The sequence below is a fragment of the Caballeronia sordidicola genome, from assembly GCF_002220365.1.
Taxonomy (GTDB): Bacteria; Pseudomonadota; Gammaproteobacteria; order Burkholderiales; family Burkholderiaceae; genus Caballeronia; species Caballeronia sordidicola_C.
Window position 1 is genome coordinate 57,372 of record NZ_MTHB01000278.1, and the last position, 20,789, is coordinate 78,160.

Below are 20,789 nucleotides of genomic sequence, written 5' to 3' on the forward strand. Positions count from 1 at the left end.
TCAAGCTTTCGTCACTCCTTTTCCGTGTTGATTCTGAACCTCAGCTTGTAAGTCATTTGTGGATGTCGGCCTCGACCAGCGGTTTGTTCTGCGTTGCGCGGACAAGGTCGGCTAATTCATAGTCCTTCAGCCGGTCAAGCAGCGCTTCATACTGGTCGGCTGGCAGCAGGTACGCCACCGGCTTGTTGCGATTGAGAATGGCTACCGCCCCGCCGCCCGCGTTTTCGATGACGGCGGTCGGGTTGAGCTTTAGCTCCGAAATCCCCACTGATTGGGTGGCGTGAATAGCTTCCATGGTCTTGTCCAGCGAAATGATCTTCAAGAAGACCTGATATTAGCTCTTTTTAGAGACCACAATATAGCCGCACTCACGCATCCAATCGCCCATCATCTCTCAAGCGGCCATCGCTCCGTCCTCGTCTGTCTTCGACAAAAAACATCGCCGGCTCACATCCACCAGGGTCGCACCGAACCCCTTCAGCGCGCGAAAGTCCGTACGCGCACTCGTGACCACCCTCGGCGCCGCGCTCCACGCAATCGACGCCCCATTCGCAATCAACGCCTCCACCAGCGCTACATCCTCGTTATGCTCGACCGGTGCAAACCCGCCCACTCGCACATACGCCTCGGCTGACACCCCCATGTTCGCGCCATGAATATGCCGATGGCCGTCGGCATCGGTATAAGTGCGCGCGAAATGCTCCCGCACAGCGGCCAGATGCGGCGACCAATCGTGGACGGCGATCACGCCGCACACTGCATCGGCGCGACAATCGAGCTGCCTGACCAGCCAGTCATCGGCGACGATGCTGTCTGCGTCAGTGAACGCCAGCCAGCGCGCGCCCAGCGACAACGCGTAACGCGCCCCCTCCGCCCTCGCCACGCCCACATTGCGCGCGGACACGCTGAGCACGTCGGCGCCGAGCGAGCCAGCGATGGCGAAAGTGTCGTCAATGCAATGATCGACGACGACGATCACGCGCACGTCCTCCCCCAGCAATTCGTAATGGTTAGCCGCGCGTTTTGCCGCGCTCACGCACGCCCCGATGTGCCCCGCTTCGTTGTGAGCCGGAATGATGATGCCAAGCATGTTGGTCTCTCCCTTCGCATTTTGGGCGTCCGGATTGCCCGGACACAGTTGCCAAAGGACACAGCAATGGCTATTCCCAGCGAATTGAAAGGTCTGCCGGCGCCCAGGCGAAGTGTGGGCAAACGAACATTGGACGGAGTCGACAGTTGAAGCGCGGGGCAATACTTGGACTGCGTAGCGCGCCTGAAGCACACCCGCATTCACAAAACGAAGCAACAAGTTAGTCGGCTTAGCATGTTCAGCGAGAAGGCCGTTTCACAGAAAAACGGCCTCGGACGACTCAATAGTCCATCCGATCGTGAAATTTGTTGGCAACCCCTAGCTGGAACTTGACCAGCGTACAGGCGGTGAGGAATTCGAATTTGGACTTTTGCTAACCGATACCGCCACCGAGGCTTGCAGACTTCGGGCTCAACCGAAGTGCTTCGCGGCGTTTCCGTTGAACCGGTCTTCCGGCAACCCTGAGCCATCCTTACCTTGACGGGACTTTAGTAGTCCCTGAACGGAAATGTCGATATTGTGGTCTATCAAGGTGAGCGCCGTACCAGCAAAAGACAGCGCAATTGACGAAAGCGCGTCAGCGGGAACGTCGTCCAATTCCGATATCTGGTCCACCGGGATCACGACACTCTTTCCACGCGGGAAATGAATCATGATCACCGCCTCGTCTGGAAGATACTTCACACCCTCCGCAACACTGGGAACTGAGCTGGAAAGAGAACCATGCCAGGCGCTCTGGATAGTCTCGAAAGCAGCTTTGAGCTTGAACATTGCGCCAGCCGGACGACGCTCCAAAACGAAAAGCGTGTCGGGTCCCTTGTCGAGATCGACAGGTTTCTCGTCAGGCGCATTGATGATTTTCATAACTTGATCCCTACTTGCGTTCGGTCTGCCAAGTGCAACACGGTCAGACGCTGCGCAGGATCATACGTTCCCGCCTGGATGTTAACCAGCGTCCTTCCCGCCAGATTTGGCTTCACAACATACTGTTTTGCGTCGTCCCACGCCTGATTTTCCAGGCACGTGTTTTTTATAGCTTCCATCCAACTTTCCCTTGCCACGGGCAAGCGTCCTTTAATGATGGCGATGACGTCACTCTTCACCTGAGAAGGCACCCGCGCTGTATCCGGAATCACATCCAACAGACTTACCCCGTTGTGCCAGAACGAAAATTCAAACCGGGCGGACCAGTCGCCCCCATCCAGATGCACATGCGGCGGACAATGCTCGTCTCGTGTGAGCACAGCGATTCGCCTCCCCTTATATTGACCTACTTTCATCGATTTTATTCTCCCTTGTTTATGCGAAGGTTGCTTACAACTATTGGCGAGTAAGCGTCCGGGTGTGGTAAATATTACACACGAGGACCCGACCTTTGATAGCTGTCCAAACGGCTAACGAGTAAAACCGCCCGACACATTTTGGAGATGCAACTGAAACAACACGTAACCTGAGTCAACTTTCCTGAAAGCTTGGCGTTAACCCGTGGACAGCGCCAATCCTGGCGACGATTTCCAAGGCAACCGACTCCATGGCCGCCCTTCCGCTTTCAGCACTTCAGCAACGTCGACAAAAACAAGGCCATGCGGCGCTCGTTCCGAGATCCGCCGGGCAGCTCAAAGCGGAACACGATCGCATCGTCGGCCGCGCGCAGTTCTTTCTCCATGCCACCATCGCGCTGGCTATCGCGGGCGTGATCGCTGTCGCCATGCTGCCGTTCTCGTCCATTCCCAACGACTTCAGTTTTGGTGCCCAGGAAGTGGTCGGCGTGGCGGTGTTCGCGGCGTGCCTGTTCCTGCTGCACGAGCGCACAGAACTCACGCTGCGGCTCTACAACTACGAACCCGTCGAACAGACCACTCAGGGCGAACTGCGTGCGCTGCTGCATCGTGTGCCGGAAGGCATTTCGTATCAAAACGCCCTCGCCGCCGACAACCGGACGTTCGTGACCGTGGAAGCGGAAGAAATTCGTCTTCGCGCCGATGCATTCAAGCCGCAAGTTGAAGGTCTGGAACCGGCAGAAAGCTGATGGTCGTGCCTTCCACCGCACAATAGCGCCGCCGCACGACACAGCATTAACTGCGACGAAAGACGGCACGAAGGACATTGCATAAGGCATTGCAAAAATCGACGTTCACCGGTGAAAATCCAGGTGTTCACCACTCTGAAAGCCGCCGCCCCGCATTCGCGGGCCGGCGGCTTTCATTTTTGTACGCGCGCGTCGAGCCTGTTTCTTGCTGAATGAATTCCGCCCGCGAACGCATTCTCGTCGTTCGCCCCCTGTTCACCCGCGGAGCAACACAGCCATGAGCAAACAACCTCGCATCGAGCAATACGACCACCCGGCAGGCGGCTGGGGCTCGGTCAAAGCCGTTTCATCGATACTTGTGCAAGAGCACGTCGCCGTGAACGGCACGCGGGTGTTGTTTAAGCAGAACAAACCGGATGGTTTTGCGTGCGTGAGTTGCTCGTGGGCTAAACCAGCCGATCCGCATCTTTTCGAGTTCTGCGAAAACGGCGCAAAAGCCACCGCCTGGGAAATCACGACCAAACGCGCGACGCCCGAGTTCTTCGACAATCACACCGTCGCCGCGCTGGAAGCCTGGACTGATATCGAGCTCGAGTCGCAAGGCCGGCTGACCCACCCTATGCGCTACGACGCCGCGACCGATCGCTATCTGCCCATCCCGTGGCAACAAGCCTTCGATGAAATCGGCGAAAAGCTCCATGGCTTCGATCCGAAACGCGTGGTGTTCTACGCGTCGGGCCGCGCGTCGCTGGAAACCTCCTACATGTACGCGCTGCTTGCCCGTTTATACGGCTGCAATAACCTGCCGGACAGTTCGAACATGTGCCATGAGAGCACGTCGGTGGCGTTGCCCGACACCATCGGCGTGCCGGTCGGAACGGTAACGCTCGAGGACTTCGAACACACCGACTGCCTGTTTTTCTTCGGCCACAACACCGGCACAAACGCGCCTCGCATGCTGCATCCGCTTCAAGAAGCGAGAAAACGCAATGCGCAGATCATCACGTTCAACCCATTGCGCGAGCGCGGGCTGGTGAGCTTTGCGAATCCGCAGTCGCCCAAGGAAATGCTCTCGGCCGAGCAAACCTGCATCAGCACGCAATACCATCAGGTGAAGATCGGCGGAGACATAGCGGCGATCACGGGCATTTGCAAGTCGTTGATAGAAGCCGACGACCAAGCCCGGGCGGCGAACGAACCGCGTGTGCTCGATGCGAGTTTCATTGCGGAACATACGCACGGTTTCGATGCCTTCGCTGACGCCATGCGGGCTGCGGACTGGAAAGAAATCGAGTCGATGTCGGCGCTGACACGCTCCGCGCTCGAAGCGGCCGCGACCGAATATGCACGCGCGAAGGCCGTGATCATCTTGTATGGCATGGGCATCACGCAGCATCGGGAGGGCGTGCTTGCCGTGCAGATGCTGACGAACCTGATGCTGCTTGGCGGCAATATCGGCAAGAAGGGAGCCGGGATCTGCCCGATTCGCGGTCACTCGAACGTGCAGGGGCAGCGTACCGTGGGCATCACCGAAAAACCTGCGCTCGTCCCCATGGACAAGCTCAAGGAGCTGTATCAATTCGAGCCGCCCCAGGAAACAGGCTTGACCACCGTTGATACCTGCGAAGCGCTCAGAGACGGCAATCTCGATGCGTTCATCGGACTCGGCGGCAATTTCGCGCGCGCAATTCCCGATCACGGCGTGATGGACCCGGCGTGGAAGAAACTGCCGCTCACCGTGCAGATCGCGACCAAACTTAACCGTAGCCATATCGTGCACGGACGCGCGGCTTACTTGCTGCCGTGTATTGGCCGGATCGAGGTGGACCGGCAGGCGAGCGGCGAGCAGACGGTGACCGTGGAGGACAGCACGGCGTGCATACACGCATCGAAAGGAATGACTGAGCCGGCGAGTGAACACTTGTTGTCGGAGCCGGCTATTGTCGCCGGGCTGGCGAAGGCAATCCTGCCGGCGAACCCGAATGTCGATTGGGATGCGTGGGTAGGCGATTACGGGCTGGTTCGTGAGGCCATCGAGCGCACCTACCCGGAGCAGTTCAAGGATTTCAACCGGCGCATGACGCAGCCTGGCGGTTTTCATCGGCCGTTGCCGGCCGCGAAACGCGAGTGGAAAACAAAAACCGGTAAGGCGAACTTCATCGTGCCGGATGGTTTCGGTGAAGACCCCGATATGGACTTCGAGGGCGAACGCACGCTACGCCTGATGACCACGCGCGGCGACAGTCAGTTCAATACGACCGTGTACGCACTCGATGACCGTTTTCGCGGCGTGTATGACACGCGTGACGTGCTGCTGATGAACAAGGACGACATGACCCGGCTGGGCTTCGCTGAAAACGATGCGGTCACGGCAATCACGGTCTCGAAGGACGAGGTACTGCGCGAACTGGGCGGCTTGCGCGTGCATGCGTTCGACATCCCCGCCGGCTGCGTGATGGGCTATTACCCGGAGTGCAATCGTCTGATTCCCGTGTCGCATCACGCGAAGCGCAGCAAGGTGCCGGCGGCCAAGGCGGTTCCCGTGCGGCTACGAAAAATGGCGGCTTGAAGGTCGTCTGGAGCTAACGTAAGGGACGTGCCGGGCATGAAAGCGGCACTCCTTTAATTGTCATCGGACCGCGAGACACCAGTCATCAGGCGCGAACCGTTGCCCGCACGGTGCCCGCCGGATTTAAATTGCACTTCGAGGTTTGCGGGCCTGCCTTTCAGTCCGCATGCGCCTATGCTGGAGAACACGACATTAATTGTCGGCGACAGAACAAACCGAGGCCACTCATGAACCACGTGAACCACTTGCAGTACGCGCGATACGACATGCAGACGAACCCGATCCCTGACCCGCTCGCCGATCCAAACCGCGATCCCGAGGCAGACCCGCTCTCGCCGCCATCGCCCGGGCATCGGCCGGAGGAGCCGCAGCATCCCGACGCGCCGCCGGACGGGCATCCGGTCTGAATAGACTCGCTAGCAACCATCGTTATGGCGCGGTCTGCGTTCGCTCGCCAACGGCGACGACTGTGATAACCGCGCTGCCCTCGGCAACGGGTTCCAGGGCGGGATCGGAGAAAATCTTCGTTCCTCGTTGATAGTTGAAAATGAACAGCACGACCGACGCAGTAGATGCCAGCAACACGCAAAACACGAACACTGCGCGATAACCCCACGTCGCCGCCACGAATCCGGACGCCACGCCCGCCAGCACGGAGCCGGTGCGCATGGTGTTGAAAAACAGCGTGGTCGCCCGAGCCAGCGCGCCGGGCATCAGTTCCTGAAAGTACGACATGCCGAGACATGACGTCACAGCGACCACGACGGCGTTAAGGATCTGTAGCGGCACGAGCACCCACAGGTTTGGCGCGAGCGCGATGCCCGCGAAATACACGATATGCGACAGCGACGCGAACGCGATCATGTTCGCCTTGTTGATGCGCCGGGATGCGCCGCCAAGAAAAAGCATCATCGGAATCTCGGCGAACGCGCCAAGGCCGACCATCTGCGCGACGTGCGCGGTGGTGCCGTGCAACTGATCGACAATCAGCACGGGCAGCATGATGGTCGCGATCGCCGAGCCCATGCCGATCAGCGTGAAACTCACCAGCGCGGCATATACATGCGCGTTTTTGCCTTGCGGCGGAATTTCGCTGCTGGTTTTATCGGCGGCTTCGAAGGTGTCGTAGGTCTTGGGTTCGCGCATGCACAGCACGATGAAACCCGCCACTGCAAACGCCCCCGCCGCCGACAAAAACAGTCCGTTAAACCCCGATACACCCAGCACGATTGCGCCCACCGCCGGGCCGAACACCCAGGCGCAGGAAAGCGTGGTGCGCAACGTCGCCATCGGCAATTCGGTATGTTCGATGCCTTCCGCGTGCAGCCTCGCTTTGCCGAACGTGAAAAGTTGCGGGAACACCGCCGCGCCGATGCTCAGGAAGACACAGCCGAAGATCGTCAGCAACACATAGTTGCGCGTGACGCACAGCAATGCATAACCCAGCGCCGACCCCGCGATGGACAGCAGCACGATGCGTTTTTTGTCGGTCCGGCGATCGGCGATACGTCCGAGATACGTACTCACGATCACACTGCTCACCGCGGTCAGCGTCATGAAGATGCCTAGCCGAACCGGCGTCATGTGCGCCTCGGTCGCGCCGAACAGCGACGTGTACGGCACCGCGAATGAGGATGCGATGCCTGACAGGAACATCGCGAGGGAAATGCCGGGATAACCGGGAAGACGAATTAGCGCGAGAAAAGTCTTGAATACGGCGTTCATTGAAATTCACGTTGGCGGCCAAGGTCCGTCGCGTGACGCTCGTGGCGAGCGAGAAAAACGACGTTCAGCAGGCACTTAAACACGCGCTCACGTTTTTTTCAATGACGTTTTCTTTTGGTTGCAGACTAAAACCTGTTCCGAGCTAAACGAAACCGATCTGGAGGTTCGCAACGAAAGCGGGTCATTGCCGGTGCATGCAATCGCGCATGGCAGTGGCCCTTCTGTGCTACCGGGGCGGGGACGGAGGCGAACGGGACGACGATTTCAGCCAGGTTGCTCATAAAGCTGCTGCCGAACTAGATCAAAATAAAGGCCCTCATAAGGACCATTAAACCGTTTTAAAGTCCATATAGGGTACTTTAAACGTTAAAATTTATGTCACTGTTCTCGAACTGCTATAATGGCCCACATGGAGTCTACTAAACCCATTAAAAGCCCTGCTGGAGTCCGTAAAGCAGGTAAACCGCTTCCCATTCCTGTGCAGCGGTCACTCGCGAAGCTCGGCGAAGACCTCAATCGCGCGCGCCGCCGTAGAGGGCTGACGCAGCAAGCGCTCGCCACCCGTATCGGCGCCGGACTCAATACCGTCAAGCGCATGGAGAACGGTGATCCGCACGTGCAGCTGCATTTCCTCGTGCGAGCGCTCCACTTTTTTGGTGAGCTACAGCGGCTCAATGACCTCCTCGACAGTGGCCAAGACGATATCGGCCTCGCATTGATGGATGAAAAGTTGCCGCAGCGGGTGCGAACCGCTAAAAAAACCACCAAAGCGTTCTAACGGCATAAGTGAATGAAAAGCAAAGCTCCCAGGTCCGGCAAGCCCGGTATCAGCACGGCCCTGGAGGTTCACCTCGGCGCCGCGGGTACGCTTGTCGGCCATCTGAACTACGTCAGCCAGGGGCGGCGCGAAGTGTCGCAGTTCGCTTATGACGAAACCTGGCTGGCCAACCCCGACCGGTTTGAAGTCTCCCCTGACCTGCCTCTCGAACAGGGTTATCAACCGCGACGTGCACCCAACCCCGTGGACTCGGTGTTTCACTTCGCACTGGCCGACACGGCCCCTGACGCATGGGGGCGTCGCGTCATCAACCGGATCCACGCCAAGGCGCGCAAGGACAATCCTCGCCTCCTCCCTCTGAACGAGCTCGACTATCTGTGTGCCGTGGACGACTTCAGCCGCATCGGCGCGCTTCGCCTTTGCAACGCAGGGATCTATCTGAGGACGGTTGATGAAGGCCGGCGCACGACGCCGCCAATGATCGAGCTCGAACGCATGTACAAGGCCACGCGCGCGGTCGAGACGACCAGGGAAACCGACGAGGACCTGCGCTACTTGCAAGGCAAAGGCACCTCGCTCGGCGGGATGCGGCCCAAATGCACCGTACTGGATGAAAACGGCAAGCTCGCCATCGGCAAGTTTCCAAGTGTCAATGACACCATCAACATCACCCGGGCCGAAGTGCTGGCGCTCAAGCTCGCGCGCCGAGCCGGCATTACGACGGCCAATGCCCGGTGCGTCACCTTGAATGACACGCCAGTCGCCATCATCGAACGGTTTGACCGGGAGGACGGCGACCTGCGCATCCCTTACCTCTCGGCTGCATCCATGCTTCAGGCCTCGCGGCAGAATGTCCACGCCTACACCGAGATCGTCGATGTCATGCAGCAGAAATGCTCGCATCCGGACGACGACGCGCGAGAACTCTGGCGCCGCCTGGTTTTTAACCTGCTTATCACCAACACCGACGACCATCTGCAGAACCTCGGTTTTCTATACGACGGCAACGACCTGTGGCGCATCTCGCCGGCGTTCGACGTGAACCCGATGCCCGGCAAGGTACGAGAGTCCAAGACCTGGCTCACGGAAGATGCGGGCCCCATCGAGTCAGTCCAGATGCTTCTGGATACGTGCGCCTATTTTTCGCTGACCGACGCGCAGGCCAAGGTGATCCTTGGGGAAGTCCTTGACGCGGTAATGGACTGGCGGCAGGTAGCCGTTACGCCCGAGGTTGGACTTGGCGCTCAGGAGCTCGATGACTTCGAGGATGCCTTTGAGCATGTCCAGACGGACCAGGCCCGCAAGCTACTGGGTCGTGTCATGTTGCGGCCCGAGCTCGCCGAGGATGCCGGATAACAAGCCCGGCAGCTTGCCATTCCCGAGCGGTGCGTTCGACCGACTCGCCGGATATTTGCCAAGGCTTCATTACGTATTTCCGTCTAGGCTTGTCATAAAGGCTTTACACAGAGACGCCATCATGAACAATGAGATTGTTCAATGTTCTGCGTGGCTATTTCTCCTGTAGGCGGCCTGAAGTGCAAGGGTCGACGCGACTTATCTTCCTCGACTCGCGCAACGTTTTGCATGAAATGCGTGGTCCCTTATGTCCGTGGTCATCGCCGCTTCGATCCTGATCCTGCCCACCGTATCGATTGCCGTCCAAGCCGATGGTCAAAGAGCGCTAGACCGCGTGGTGCAACAGAACGCGACATATGATCGGGACCGTCCGCGGCAATCGCGGGCCACCAATGGCGAGCGCAAGGCTGCGAATCAATCGATCGTCGAGCCGACCTCCAATGGTGACGCTCGCTGATCCTGCATCGCGCCCGGACATGCTGGATCTCCCACGTCACTGACCCTGCCTGTTCGACAGCGAAGCGCTTGAAGAATCGACCGTGCCTGACACGATCTCCCTGGCATCGTCCAAGCCCTTGTCCATCCCGACAATTGCTTACATTTCTAACAAGCTACCAGTAAGCGTGCAATCCAGCAGATGCGTTGTATAGGGACGCATCCACCCAGGAGATTGCCGTGAGCGCCAATCCGAATCTGTCAGAGTCACCACGTAGCCGTATTCACCCGTTGATTGCAGCAGCAGCCGTTGCGGTCATTGTGGTCAGCAGTGTTGGTGTCGCTGCTTTGACCGGGATTCTCCCCTCGTCGAAGGCCGTTCCGGCTGCAGTGAGCGCACCTTCACTTATCGATACGCAGCCCAGCGATTCCTTGAACGGGCTAAAGCCCAATGTGCAGCCACAAGCATCAAGCGCGGCGCCGGCTCGCCCCGTGACTCACCATCACACCGTCGCCCCGGCGCCGCAAAACTATGCATCGAATGAGATCAATCGCGTGCCCGCTGGACCGGCGTTCCCGGCCGCTCCCGCCGTGGACCCGTACGCCGGCCAGGTCGTTTCCATTAACGCGGTCAGGACTGCGGAGCCCACCACGGGCCTGGGCGCGTTGGGCGGCGCTGTGCTGGGCGGTCTTGCCGGTACTCAGATTGGCAACGGCCATGGGCGCACGGCCGCGACCATAGTCGGTGCGCTTGGCGGGGGCCTGGCGGGCAACACGGTGGAGCAGGCGGTGCACAAAGCAACCACCTACGATGTGCAGGTCAGGATGGAAGACGGTAGTTATCGCAACTTCAGTTACCAGACAGATCCGGGGCTCCAGACCGGACAACGCGTGCATGTTGCTGGTGACTCGCTGACTGCATCGTGAGTCACTGCGTTGGCGGGGGCGTGAGATGAAAACCTCGAACGTCGAACTTGACCCGGTGAGCTGAACGCCCCAGGCGAACGCCGCAGCGAATGCGTTTCTTCCCGGTGGTTGAAACGGCTTTTGCAAGCATCGCTGCGACGTTTTAATACTCAGTAGACGACTCTCCCGCAGACACCCTTCACCCGAACAGGCGTCTGATTCTTTGCCAGAATGCGAGCCGGTGCGGGGGCCGAACATCGATCGTCAATTCTTCGTCAGGATGGTAGTGAACTTCCTGAACCTGCCGAACCTGCGAAACCAGCAGCCCGATGTACATGGTGTCTCTCCCAACGTTGGACTTTTGAGTTCACGGAAAGCAGCAGCTCGGGGTTCGAACGCGCATTCGCGCGGCGACATGGGCTCATCCGCTTCCGCTAATTAAGGGGTTGGCGTATAACGATGCTGTCGTTTCTGGCATAACCCTCCTTCTTTCCGCTTATCAGTCTTCCGCCGTCTTAGCCGCTGTCGTCTCGTTGTCGTCTCGCTGTCGTCTGGTCACCAATGATTTTCATGCCCGCAGCTTAACGAAATAAGCATACCGAACTATTGACGCGTCCCTCAATACGTTTAAAACGCCGGTCAATGCTCGGAGAAACGTCCCATAGTCATATTAGGCCGATCTAACGCGGGCGGGAATACACACCAGCAGCCGTCATCATGTCGAAAAAAAAGCAACGCGCGAGATCCAAGCGGCAATGCTGTTTCTACACACACATACCGCCTTCCCCCCAAGCGCGTGCGGCTGAATTCGGTGACACGCACCGGTGTGGAGAGGCCGGGAGCCAGCCATTTGTCAACCTGTGTACGTAGCGAATATTCATGCGTGGATTTCATGTGCTGCTCCGGCAAACAACTCCTGCTCGACTCCGTCTCGCACGGGCTTGATGCTGTCCGCGGTCCGCCTCATTTCTTCATCCGGGCTTTGACCTATAGTCCTGCTCGCCGCCGATGCCCTCAGTGCGCTGCACCGCGCCAAATAACTTAAATCGGCAAGTTGAGCAACAAGTTGCCTAGCTGTCCTGCGCTTCATGACACACCTCCCGCACCGCAACCTGAACTTGATAAAACACTTTAACTCTATGCCTGGATCGCCCGTTTGGGAGGGTTGTAGGCAAAATCGCAACACTTTGTCGCGAAGGGGACAGCACCGGGCGACACGCCACGGCTTTGAAGCGATGGTTTAAATCAGCGCTCGCTCGCCATGTTTGTTTATCGGCACGGGGGATTCGGACTTGAGAGGGCAGAAGCATTTGTAGCCATGACGACAACCCCGGCGTTGCGGTAGGCGTCACGCCGCACTCGGCACGTGCGGAGGATTCGCGCGGTTATGTGAAGATCAACGGCGTGACCGGCGCCGTGCTGCCAAGCGCGAATTCGGAGCCATTGTCGCGGGTATTGTCGTTCGAAGAGACGAGTCTTGTCCTTGCTCATAACTCGTTAGCTTCAGCGCAACGTATCATCAAGCGGAACGATCCGCATATGCCCGGCTTGTCGCGCTTTCTCTGCACTGATCAAACCGTGCATGCGTTCGGCGCAATAGAAAAACGCCGGCCGTGCTGGCCATGGAAAACAGGGAACTGGCCATGCCGGTATCCATGGACTACCTGCCGGTGGCGGGTGACATCGATGACATCGGGGACATTGCGACCAATGCACCGCGCGTGGTGGAACGGGTGAAACAGCAGATCGACAACCGCTTTACGCTGCTGCGTACCGAGCTGATTCACGCGGGTCGTGCGATCGATTTGCGCAAGCAACAGCAACCGGACTTCACACTGTCCCCGGCCGCCGTAGGTCTTTACGCTGCGCTGCTCGGCAAGGTTGCGTTCCACGATCGCGACCGGCCGCTGACGCCGGATTTGCGCGCCGTGGCCACCTTGCTGCACAGTTGCCCGAGCTGATTTTGTTATTTTTGGAGCACGCGATGACACCCTGCGTTCAAGCATTCCCGGACCCGGCAACCTCAACCGTCACCTATGTGGTCTATGAGGCAGCGGGTTCACCATGCGCGATAATCGACGCGGTGCTCGACTATGAACCGCAATCCGGCCGCACCTCGACGCATTCGGCGGATCGCGTGATCCGTTTCGTGAACGAGCAGGACTTGCAGGTGCAATGGTTGCTCGAAACGCACGCCCACGCCGATCACATCTCGGCTGCGGCGTATCTCCGGAAACAAGTGGGCGGCGCCATTGCTATCGGCGAACATATCCGGTCGGTGCAGGCGGTGTTCGAGCGGCTCTTCAATCTTGAACCAGCGATGTCGCCGATGTCGTCAGACCCCGCGCTTTTCGATCACTTGTTCGCCGATGGCGACACATTCCAGGTCGGTACACTGACCGGCCGAGTGATGCACGTTCCCGGTCACACGCCGGCCGATGTCGCCTACCTGTTTGATGGCATGGCATTCATGGGCGACACCTTGTTCATGCCGGACGTTGGCACGGCGCGCTGCGATTTCCCCGGTGGCGACGCCCGTACGTTATACGAATCGATTGGAAAACTGCTGGATTTGCCGCCGCAAACACGTCTGTTTGCATGCCATGACTATCCGCCCGATGGCCGCGAAACCCGTTGGGAAACCACGGTCGGCGAGCAGCGTGCAGCGAACATCCACGTCCGCGATGGCATCACGGTCGGCGAATTCGTCGCCATGCGCACGGCACGTGACGCGACGCTTGGACCACCGGCGCTGATCATCCCCTCAATTCAACTGAACATCCGGGCGGGCGTTTTTCCACCGTCCGAATCCAACGGCGTGAGTTATCTGAAGCTTCCACTGAATGCGTTTTGATGTCTTGGCAGGTAGAGAACAATGAGCTTCGAAGCAAAGGTATCGCAGTGAGCATGAATGCGGCATCTTCAGGCAACACGGAAACCTTCGACGTGGTGGTTATTGGCGGTGGCGCCGCGGGTATCGGCGTGACGGCGAGCTTGCTGCGCCGGCGGCCTGATCTTCGCATCGCGATCATCGAGCCGGGCGACCGGCATTTCTATCAGCCTGCGTGGACGCTGGTCGGCGGCGGTGCTTTCAACATAGATGACACCGTGCGGCCGATGTCGTCCGTGTGGCGGAATTTGGTTACGGCGGCAAGTTGCTGCCGTCCTTCCCGCTTGATCCGACCGTGCCGCGCGCCCTCGCCTGGCATCTGAAGACTACCGTCCTCCCGTGGCTCTACTGGAACGGCATGTTGAAGGGCCGGGAATAGCTCGCCGGGCCGATGAAACCTCAAGCATGAGTGCATCGAACAACTCTATTGTCTGATGAATATTCGGACACGTACGTGCTTAAATAACGTACTTGATTTCTTAGTACGGGTTATCCCACCCCTACATTCCGCCACCGCTTTGCCGTAAAGGAGTCAGGCATAGCGTTAGGCAACGCCTGACGCCGCACATTCAATCATACGGTTCAACATTAGGCGACGGCGCAAACATGAAGAAAATGACATTGAATCAGAAGCTCGGATCGATGATCGCCGTGCTATGGCTCGGACTGATCGCGATCGGATTTATAGGGGCGTGGCAAAGCCGTTCATCGACCATGGACGATCGCCGTGAACAATTGAAAGCGCTGGTTGCCGAAGGCATGACCGCCACGGCTCATTTCCAGAGTCTCGCCGCGAACAAGACGATCTCCGAAGACGAAGCGAAAAAACGTGCGCTCGAAGTGCTTTCTTCGATGCGTTACGGCACCGACGGCTACATCTCGGTCAACGACTCGCAGTCAAAGATGATCATGCATCCGATCAAGCCTGCGATGAACGGGCAAAGCCTCGCCAACTTCACCGACCCAGCAGGTAACAAGCTGTTCGTCAACATTGTCAACGCCGGCAGTTCATCGCCCGAGGGTGGTTTTGTCAATTATTTGTGGTCGAAGCCCGGCAGCGAAGTCCCCGTGCCGAAGATGAGTTTCGCGAAGCACTTCGTGCCGTGGGACTGGTTCATCGTGACCGGCATGTACACCGACGACATCAACGCCGCGTTCTATGCGAGCGCATGGCGCTGGTTCGCGATCACCGCTGTGCTCGGCGTGCTCGCGTCGCTGGTCATGCTGCTGGTGTTACGCAGCATCAAGCGTGAACTCGGCGGCGATCCGTCGATTGCTGTGAGCGCAGCACAACGCATTGCGCGCGGCGACCTGACCACGCATGTGCCGCTTGCCGACGGCGATTCGCATAGCCTCATGTTCGCGCTGAGCGAGATGCAGAGCGGCCTCGTGGAAACGGTCACGCGTGTGCGCACCGGGACCGAGAACATCAACGTTGGAGCATCGGAGATCGCAGCGGGGAATACCGACCTGTCGCAACGCACCGAGCAGCAGGCCGCCGCGTTGGTCGAGACCGCGTCGAGCATGGACGAGATGACGGCTAACGTGAAGCAGAACGCCGACAGCGCGACGCAAGCCGCCAAGCTGGCCGGCGAAGCCGCCGACGTAGCCCAGCGCGGCAGCGGCGTGGTCGAAAAGGTCATTCACACCATGACGCGCATTACGGAAAGCTCGAAGCAGATTGGCGACATCATCGGCGTGATTGATGGCATCGCGTTCCAGACCAACATCCTGGCGCTGAACGCGGCAGTGGAAGCGGCGCGCGCCGGCGAACAAGGGCGCGGGTTCGCGGTGGTGGCGGCGGAAGTGCGCAGTCTTGCGCAACGCTCGGCGACTGCAGCGAAGGAGATCAAGGCGCTGATCGGGACATCGACGGAGACGGTGAAAGAAGGTGCGTCGCTGGTGTCGAACGCCGGCGCGACGATGGGTGAAATCGTGAGTTCGGTGCGCCGAGTGAACGAGATCCTCGATGAAATCAGCCACGCTTCGAATGAGCAAAGCGCGGGTATCGAACAGGTAAACCGAGCAGTGGGCGAAATGGATCAAGTGACGCAGCAGAACGCGGCGCTGGTGGAAGAAGCTGCAGCGGCGGCGCATTCGCTGAAGGATCAGGTCGATGTGCTGCGTGAAGCGATAGGGAGCTTTTCGCTGCCGGCTTGAGCGAGTGTCATTGGTTTCATGACGAACGAAAGGGCCATTCGCATGGCCCTTTCGTCTTTGATCGCCAAGCACCATTTAACTGCGCATTATTCGCGCTTCCAGAATCCATCATGCACGACCGCCGCTTCATCTTCAATAAGCGGTCCAACCACGCTCACCTTCCTTTGCCCTCGCGCAAAAACTTCGCGGCACGGCAGCGAGAACGTCGGGTTCTCGGGGTGATCGCCGGTAATCTCCAGCAAGCGCCGCTCCGACATGGCGTACACCACGCGCCCGATGTTGCACCAATAGATCGCACCGGAGCACATGCAACACGGTTCGGCATTCGTATAAAGCGTGCACTTCAGCAATTGCTCCGGCGTGAGATCTTTCGCTGCCTGAGCCGCGGCGCGCAGTTCAGCATGCTGGGTCGGATCGCCCAGGGGTGGCATCGAATTGTTTCCTGCGCTTGCAACCACGTGACCGTCTTCATCGGCTATCAGCGCCGCGAACGGATGCCGCCCATCGCGTTTCGACTTCTCCGACAACGCGATAACCTCGCGCAACTGCGCCATATCGCGTTCGCTTGCGTGTTCGAGCATGGTCCTGGGCCTTTTTTTTAAAAGGTGTTACCGGTCAATCTTGCAGCGGATGATCGAGGAAAAATCGCATCATGATCGTGCTCGCATCCGGACCCGTTGCATCGGTGTACGAACCGTTTCCACTACCTCCCGCCCAGGCGTGCGGAGCGCCATGAATGAGCCACAACTCGGCATCAACGCCGTCCGCTGATTTCAGTCGTTCCACCGTGCTCTTGCGCTTGCCCGCCTCTCCTTGGGAAGTCTCGTCGAAGACGACGGCCTGAGCCCCGAAACCGCGCAACAACTCAGCCGTGTTTGACGGATGCACGGTGGCGTCGGCATCGCCGTGAAACACGATCAGCGGTCGCTTTGGTGTGTCCGTGCGACGAGCGCCAGATGATTTCCCCCCTCGCATGGCCGCCAGCGCCGATTGCAAATCATGAGCCGATCCCACTGCCAGCCCTGAATGCACGCATGCAGCAGCATAAAGATCCGGATACGCCTGGACCATGATGGCGGCCATCGCCCCGCCCGCCGATAATCCAGCCACGAACACGCGCGCCGGGTCAACTGCGTGCTTCGACATCACTTCTCGCGTGATGCCTGCAATCAGAGCCGGCTCGCCGCTGTCACGCCGCTGATCGGCGGGTTTGAACCAGTTCCAGCACTTCGACGCGTTCGCTCCCTGCGGCTGCACCGGATACACCACGATGCATCCGTCCCGCTCCGCCAGCGCGTTCATTTGCGTGCCTGCGGCGAAGTCGTCGGCGTCCTGCGTGCAGCCATGCAGCATCACCACCAGCGCAAGCGCGTGGCCGCTGTGGTGCTTCGGCACATAGAGCTTGTAGTTCCGATGACCTGCGGCGTTCGCGAACGTATGCGCCGTGAACGTTCCCGGATACGTGACAGCCGGGGCGTCTGTATTTGGTTGCGGCGTTGGCTGAGCGTGCGCCCCAAGCGCACGCTGCAGCGCCGCCGTCGCTTCCTTCGGCCCGCGTGCGCGCAGCAGCTTCATTGCATCCTGCATCGAATGCAGGAATCCTTCGTTGATTTTCATAACCTTTCCCGTTGTTCCCTGCTATTGCTTGTCTACCAGCACCATTAGGCAATCCGCCCAGCCAGCGCCGCTTTCACCGCAGGCGAGGCATGAAAAGCGCCGAGCACTACGATCGATGCGATCGTTTCGAGCGCGAGTTCGGCGGGCACGTCGGCAGCAATGCTCGCGAGTCCGAGTACCTGAATGTCGAACCGTTCACCTGCCTCTCGCGCCGCCTCAAGATCGCGCTTCGAAAAGTGCTGCATGCCTAACACCAGCGCGCGCCGCGTCACCGTTTCATTCACGACCTGAGAGTGCGTCGCCAGTTGATTCCGGATAGCCGTGCGAATCAGGTCCGTGCGGTTGGAATAAAAACCCTCTTCCACCAGCAGGTCGATCTGCCCCAAGTCCACTGGACCCAGGTTGATCGTGATCTTCTCCGTCTCACCGCCCTTCGGCCTGAGTACTTCAATTTTTTGAATCATCAAAAACATCCCTATACCATCCAATGAGATGGTTATAGGCTGGTTTTTGCGATGCGTCAAGGTTTTTTGCCAATTCGCGGCGGTCTGGAGAAGCTGGAAAGCAGGACGAGGCACATCAGGAACGGCCCATGCTGAAATGGTCATCGCAGCCCTTTTTTTCATCGCGGCGAAATTGCCGCTTGCACGCCAGAGCATTTCGCCGCTCTGAGAGCCGGGCGCCCATTGTTGGGTGCGACGCGACTTTTTGCATCGCGTTGCTGTCCGGAGCAATTCGCCACCTTCATTCTGTTTTTTCATCGCGACCATTTCGCGTGCTTCTGCACGTCTGTCGCGCGCTTTAAAAAAACTGAACGATCAACTATTAAAGGAGTACTACCTATGTTTGTTCATAACAAACGCCTGCAATACACCGTCCGCGTTGCTGCGCCGAATCCGGGTCTGGCCAACCTGCTGCTCGAGCAGTTTGGCGGCCCGCAAGGCGAGCTTGCCGCGGCCTGTCGCTACTTCACTCAAGCCGTGGGGGAGGACGATCCGGGCCGCAAGGACTTGCTGTTCGATATCGCCACGGAGGAACTGAGTCATCTGGAAATCATCGGTTCAATCGTCGCGATGCTAAACAAAGGTGCGAAGGGCCAACTGGCCGAAGCGGTCGAGCAGGAAGCGGAGTTGTATCGGTCGATGACGTCCGGCGGCAACGACTCGCACACCACAGCGCTTCTCTACGGCGGCGGTCCCGCGCTCACGAATTCGGCGGGCGTGCCGTGGTCGGCGGCGTATATCGACACCATTGGCGAGCCGACTGCCGATCTGCGCTCGAATATCGCGGCTGAAGCGCGCGCCAAGATCGTGTATGAACGCCTGATCAATGTCACCGATGACCCCGGCATCCAGGAAGCGCTCGGTTTCCTCATGACGCGTGAGATTGCGCATCAGAAGTCCTTCGAGAAGGCGCTGCATTCCATCCAGCCGAATTTCCCGCAAGGCAAATTGCCGGGCGTGCCGGAATTTACAAGCGTCTACTACAACATGTCGCAAGGCAGCGAGCCGGCGTTGCGCGGACCGTGGAACGAAGGCGGCGACTGGAAGTTCGTGGAGGATCCGCAGCCGGCCGTGGATGGCGGCGATGGACTTGCGACCGTGGGCGTATCGGCGGAAGACATTGATGTGTTGCAAGCTATGGCCGCACGCACGGCATCGGACAAGAGTTCGGATCCAACTACTGGCGCTGATCTTGGATCGGGGCAAGCGACGGCGGTTTGAGGTCGCGTTTAACGCATAGGGGACCGCGCGCCGGGACAAATCAGGCCGCGCGGTTCGCTTGGCGTGGCCGTTCACCCAGGCTGACGTCACTCGATCCAAGCGTGTCCTGCCCGAAAGCTGCACATCGGGCAGAACCACGACCAAATTTCACGCCGCCTGATCCGCTCCTCCCTCCGGCACGACCCGCCGCACCATGAACCAGTAAAACAGCGCGGAACATCCCGCAATCAGGCCGCCTGAAATCAACGCGATCGAATACGAGCCGGTTTTATCGACGATAAACCCCGCCACCACTGGCGAGAACGCGCCGCCGAAATAGCCGCCGAAATTCTGGATCGCGCTGACGGACGCGACCATCGACTTGGGTGCAACGTCCGATGCCAGCGCCCATGCAGCGCCAATGATTGCCGCGAGAAATGCAAGGCCCAGCGTCATCAGCGTGATGGTGACACCCAGTGAATCAACGAAAGGAATTGCCACCGCCGACACCGCCGCGCCGATCGCGCAGATCACGATCCACATGCGCTTGGCGTCAATCGGCGTCGCCATTGCGCGATCGACCATCTTCTTCGTCAGATACCCAACGACAATCTCGCCCACAGCACCGCCGATCCACGGGATGCTCGCATAGATACCCAGTTGTACGAACGATATGTGAAAGCGATCAAGCAAATACAGCGGCAGGAAGACGAGGAACAGGTTCCACAGCCAGATTGCGCAGAAGTAGCCGAGGATCATGCCCCACACGCTGCGATGCGTGAACAGTCCGCGCCACTCGTGGGTTGAATTGCTGATCGACCGCTCGCGCCCGCCGCCGCCCGCTTCTATATAAGCAAACTCTTCCTTCGAAAGCCGCTTGCTCTGCTCGGGATTTCGATAAAGAAAGAGAAAGACGATCGCGAACGCGATGCCGACAAACCCCGCCACATGAAACAGCGAGCGCCATCCAAACGCGACCATCAACGCAACGAGCACAGCGGGCGCAAGCGCGGGTCCCCATTTCGATGACGAATCCCAGATACCCGTGGCGAATCCGCGCTCCTTGGTCGGGAACCACGCGGCTGTAATCTTCGCCGAGGTTGGCCAGCACGGCGCTTCGCCAACAGCGAGCAGCGCGCGCATGACGAGCAGTGCGCTGACCGACCCGACCACGCCGGTCATATAGGTCGCGACGCTCCACCAGATCATGGCAACGGCGTAGGCCTTCTTCGCGCCGAAACGGTCGATCACCCATCCCGCCGGCAATTGCATCACGGCGTAGGTCCACGCGAACACGGTACCGAGCAAACCAATCTGCGTTCGCGACAACCCGAGCTCCCGAATCATTTCCGGCGCCGCGATGGAAAGACTGGCGCGGTCGATGTAATTGATGATGCCGCCCGCCACCAGCCATATCAGCACGGTCCAGCGAAAATTCATACCGGCGCCGGTCGCAACCGCGGCGGGAGATACGAGCTTGTCAGCCACATCCGGCTCCTCATGTACGCCAATGGACGCCCTTTTCAAGGCT

General features: G+C 59.0%; 21 protein-coding genes and 1 pseudogene. 12 read left to right on the forward strand and 10 right to left on the reverse strand.

What is annotated here, in order from left to right:
* Positions 1 to 52: 52 nt before the first annotated feature.
* From BSU04_RS40365 to BSU04_RS40380, 4 genes are all read right to left on the reverse strand, one after another.
* Positions 53 to 322, reverse strand: coding sequence for a type II toxin-antitoxin system Phd/YefM family antitoxin (locus BSU04_RS40365; protein ID WP_441300084.1), 270 nt, complete (start codon positions 320 to 322; stop codon positions 53 to 55).
* A gap of 72 nt (positions 323 to 394) precedes the next feature.
* Positions 395 to 1,090 (reverse strand): glycosyltransferase, encoded by a 696-nt coding sequence (locus BSU04_RS40370; protein WP_089165793.1) that lies wholly within the window; start codon positions 1,088 to 1,090, stop codon positions 395 to 397.
* 411 nt (positions 1,091 to 1,501) lie between these two features.
* Positions 1,502 to 1,954: a DUF2442 domain-containing protein gene (locus BSU04_RS40375; protein WP_089165794.1), complete on the reverse strand. Its 453-nt coding sequence runs from the start codon at positions 1,952 to 1,954 to the stop codon at positions 1,502 to 1,504.
* Positions 1,951 to 2,370, reverse strand: a complete 420-nt coding sequence (locus BSU04_RS40380; RefSeq protein ID WP_089165795.1) for a hypothetical protein — start codon at positions 2,368 to 2,370, stop codon at positions 1,951 to 1,953. Before BSU04_RS40380 ends, BSU04_RS40375 begins: the two co-directional genes overlap by 4 nt.
* A 251-nt stretch (positions 2,371 to 2,621) precedes the next feature.
* Here BSU04_RS40380 and BSU04_RS40385 point away from each other — a divergent pair, with 251 nt between their 5' ends.
* The 3 genes from BSU04_RS40385 (at position 2,622) to BSU04_RS40395 (ending at position 6,095) form a co-directional block, all read left to right on the forward strand.
* Positions 2,622 to 3,119: a hypothetical protein gene (locus BSU04_RS40385; RefSeq protein WP_089165796.1), complete on the forward strand. Its 498-nt coding sequence runs from the start codon at positions 2,622 to 2,624 to the stop codon at positions 3,117 to 3,119.
* A 277-nt stretch (positions 3,120 to 3,396) separates the two neighbouring features.
* Positions 3,397 to 5,688, forward strand: coding sequence for an FdhF/YdeP family oxidoreductase (locus tag BSU04_RS40390; RefSeq protein WP_089165797.1), 2,292 nt, complete (start codon positions 3,397 to 3,399; stop codon positions 5,686 to 5,688).
* Positions 5,689 to 5,915: 227 nt separating this feature from the next.
* Positions 5,916 to 6,095, forward strand: coding sequence for a hypothetical protein (locus tag BSU04_RS40395; protein WP_089165798.1), 180 nt, complete (start codon positions 5,916 to 5,918; stop codon positions 6,093 to 6,095).
* A 22-nt stretch (positions 6,096 to 6,117) separates the two neighbouring features.
* Here the strand turns inward: BSU04_RS40395 and BSU04_RS40400 are convergent, their stop codons facing one another.
* Positions 6,118 to 7,413, reverse strand: a complete 1,296-nt coding sequence (locus tag BSU04_RS40400; protein ID WP_089165799.1) for a sugar efflux transporter — start codon at positions 7,411 to 7,413, stop codon at positions 6,118 to 6,120.
* Between the two features lie 400 nt (positions 7,414 to 7,813).
* Between BSU04_RS40400 and BSU04_RS40405 the strand changes: the two genes are divergently transcribed.
* From BSU04_RS40405 to BSU04_RS40420, 4 genes are all read left to right on the forward strand, one after another.
* Positions 7,814 to 8,191: a helix-turn-helix domain-containing protein gene (locus tag BSU04_RS40405; protein ID WP_306427258.1), complete on the forward strand. Its 378-nt coding sequence runs from the start codon at positions 7,814 to 7,816 to the stop codon at positions 8,189 to 8,191.
* Between the two features lie 12 nt (positions 8,192 to 8,203).
* On the forward strand, positions 8,204 to 9,547 hold the full coding sequence (locus BSU04_RS40410) for a type II toxin-antitoxin system HipA family toxin (protein WP_089165800.1): 1,344 nt from the start codon (positions 8,204 to 8,206) through the stop codon (positions 9,545 to 9,547).
* A 247-nt stretch (positions 9,548 to 9,794) separates the two neighbouring features.
* Entirely contained in the window at positions 9,795 to 10,004 is a 210-nt protein-coding gene (locus BSU04_RS40415; RefSeq protein ID WP_089165801.1) for a hypothetical protein, read from the forward strand.
* A 218-nt stretch (positions 10,005 to 10,222) separates the two neighbouring features.
* Complete coding sequence (locus tag BSU04_RS40420) at positions 10,223 to 10,909, forward strand: glycine zipper 2TM domain-containing protein (RefSeq protein WP_089165802.1); 687 nt, start codon at positions 10,223 to 10,225, stop codon at positions 10,907 to 10,909.
* Between the two features lie 618 nt (positions 10,910 to 11,527).
* Here the strand turns inward: BSU04_RS40420 and BSU04_RS48325 are convergent.
* Positions 11,528 to 11,782, reverse strand: a complete 255-nt coding sequence (locus tag BSU04_RS48325) for a hypothetical protein (protein ID WP_089165803.1) — start codon at positions 11,780 to 11,782, stop codon at positions 11,528 to 11,530.
* Positions 11,783 to 12,531: 749 nt separating this feature from the next.
* Here BSU04_RS48325 and BSU04_RS48330 point away from each other — a divergent pair.
* The 4 genes and pseudogenes from BSU04_RS48330 (at position 12,532) to BSU04_RS40445 (ending at position 15,938) form a co-directional block, all read left to right on the forward strand.
* The gene (locus BSU04_RS48330) at positions 12,532 to 12,849 is read left to right on the forward strand and encodes a hypothetical protein (RefSeq protein WP_256983839.1); all 318 of its coding nucleotides are present in this window, start codon (positions 12,532 to 12,534) and stop codon (positions 12,847 to 12,849) included.
* A 23-nt stretch (positions 12,850 to 12,872) separates the two neighbouring features.
* A complete protein-coding gene (locus tag BSU04_RS40435; RefSeq protein ID WP_089165805.1) occupies positions 12,873 to 13,742 on the forward strand; it encodes an MBL fold metallo-hydrolase in 870 nt (289 codons plus the stop codon).
* Between the two features lie 53 nt (positions 13,743 to 13,795).
* Positions 13,796 to 14,002, forward strand: a pseudogene (locus BSU04_RS40440) (lycopene cyclase family protein); the annotation flags it as partial.
* A 391-nt stretch (positions 14,003 to 14,393) separates the two neighbouring features.
* A complete protein-coding gene (locus tag BSU04_RS40445) occupies positions 14,394 to 15,938 on the forward strand; it encodes a methyl-accepting chemotaxis protein (RefSeq protein WP_089165950.1) in 1,545 nt (514 codons plus the stop codon).
* A gap of 86 nt (positions 15,939 to 16,024) precedes the next feature.
* On the opposite strand, the gene BSU04_RS40450 is transcribed toward BSU04_RS40445, so the two are convergent.
* From BSU04_RS40450 to BSU04_RS40460, 3 genes are read right to left on the reverse strand one after another with little or no spacing between them, the layout of a single operon-like run.
* The gene (locus BSU04_RS40450; RefSeq protein WP_089165806.1) at positions 16,025 to 16,519 is read right to left on the reverse strand and encodes a nucleoside deaminase; all 495 of its coding nucleotides are present in this window, start codon (positions 16,517 to 16,519) and stop codon (positions 16,025 to 16,027) included.
* Between the two features lie 34 nt (positions 16,520 to 16,553).
* Positions 16,554 to 17,555 carry an extracellular catalytic domain type 1 short-chain-length polyhydroxyalkanoate depolymerase gene (locus BSU04_RS40455; protein ID WP_089165807.1) on the reverse strand — a complete coding sequence of 334 codons (1,002 nt, stop codon included), beginning with the start codon at positions 17,553 to 17,555 and terminating at the stop codon, positions 16,554 to 16,556.
* 44 nt (positions 17,556 to 17,599) lie between these two features.
* Positions 17,600 to 18,019: a CopG family transcriptional regulator gene (locus BSU04_RS40460; protein WP_089165951.1), complete on the reverse strand. Its 420-nt coding sequence runs from the start codon at positions 18,017 to 18,019 to the stop codon at positions 17,600 to 17,602.
* Between the two features lie 378 nt (positions 18,020 to 18,397).
* Between BSU04_RS40460 and BSU04_RS40465 the strand changes: the two genes are divergently transcribed.
* A complete protein-coding gene (locus BSU04_RS40465; RefSeq protein WP_089165808.1) occupies positions 18,398 to 19,279 on the forward strand; it encodes a manganese catalase family protein in 882 nt (293 codons plus the stop codon).
* Positions 19,280 to 19,426: 147 nt separating this feature from the next.
* On the opposite strand, the gene BSU04_RS40470 is transcribed toward BSU04_RS40465, so the two are convergent.
* Positions 19,427 to 20,746 carry an MFS transporter gene (locus tag BSU04_RS40470; protein WP_256983842.1) on the reverse strand — a complete coding sequence of 440 codons (1,320 nt, stop codon included), beginning with the start codon at positions 20,744 to 20,746 and terminating at the stop codon, positions 19,427 to 19,429.
* Between the last annotated feature and the right edge of the window lie 43 nt (positions 20,747 to 20,789).

Bases quoted from the DNA above. Each gene is read 5' to 3' on its own strand.
- BSU04_RS40370 (WP_089165793.1), bottom strand. From the start codon at position 1,090: ATGCTTGGCATCATCATTCCGGCTCACAACGAAGCGGGGCACATCGGG.
- BSU04_RS40375 (WP_089165794.1), bottom strand. From the start codon at position 1,954: ATGAAAATCATCAATGCGCCTGACGAGAAACCTGTCGATCTCGACAAG.
- BSU04_RS40380 (WP_089165795.1), bottom strand. From the start codon at position 2,370: ATGAAAGTAGGTCAATATAAGGGGAGGCGAATCGCTGTGCTCACACGA.
- BSU04_RS40385 (WP_089165796.1), top strand. From the start codon at position 2,622: ATGGCCGCCCTTCCGCTTTCAGCACTTCAGCAACGTCGACAAAAACAA.
- BSU04_RS40390 (WP_089165797.1), top strand. From the start codon at position 3,397: ATGAGCAAACAACCTCGCATCGAGCAATACGACCACCCGGCAGGCGGC.
- BSU04_RS40395 (WP_089165798.1), top strand. From the start codon at position 5,916: ATGAACCACGTGAACCACTTGCAGTACGCGCGATACGACATGCAGACG.
- BSU04_RS40400 (WP_089165799.1), bottom strand. From the start codon at position 7,413: ATGAACGCCGTATTCAAGACTTTTCTCGCGCTAATTCGTCTTCCCGGT.
- BSU04_RS40405 (WP_306427258.1), top strand. From the start codon at position 7,814: ATGGCCCACATGGAGTCTACTAAACCCATTAAAAGCCCTGCTGGAGTC.
- BSU04_RS40410 (WP_089165800.1), top strand. From the start codon at position 8,204: ATGAAAAGCAAAGCTCCCAGGTCCGGCAAGCCCGGTATCAGCACGGCC.
- BSU04_RS40415 (WP_089165801.1), top strand. From the start codon at position 9,795: ATGTCCGTGGTCATCGCCGCTTCGATCCTGATCCTGCCCACCGTATCG.
- BSU04_RS48325 (WP_089165803.1), bottom strand. From the start codon at position 11,782: ATGAAATCCACGCATGAATATTCGCTACGTACACAGGTTGACAAATGG.
- BSU04_RS48330 (WP_256983839.1), top strand. From the start codon at position 12,532: ATGCCGGTATCCATGGACTACCTGCCGGTGGCGGGTGACATCGATGAC.
- BSU04_RS40435 (WP_089165805.1), top strand. From the start codon at position 12,873: ATGACACCCTGCGTTCAAGCATTCCCGGACCCGGCAACCTCAACCGTC.
- BSU04_RS40445 (WP_089165950.1), top strand. From the start codon at position 14,394: ATGACATTGAATCAGAAGCTCGGATCGATGATCGCCGTGCTATGGCTC.
- BSU04_RS40450 (WP_089165806.1), bottom strand. From the start codon at position 16,519: ATGCTCGAACACGCAAGCGAACGCGATATGGCGCAGTTGCGCGAGGTT.
- BSU04_RS40455 (WP_089165807.1), bottom strand. From the start codon at position 17,555: ATGAAAATCAACGAAGGATTCCTGCATTCGATGCAGGATGCAATGAAG.
- BSU04_RS40460 (WP_089165951.1), bottom strand. From the start codon at position 18,019: ATGATTCAAAAAATTGAAGTACTCAGGCCGAAGGGCGGTGAGACGGAG.
- BSU04_RS40465 (WP_089165808.1), top strand. From the start codon at position 18,398: ATGTTTGTTCATAACAAACGCCTGCAATACACCGTCCGCGTTGCTGCG.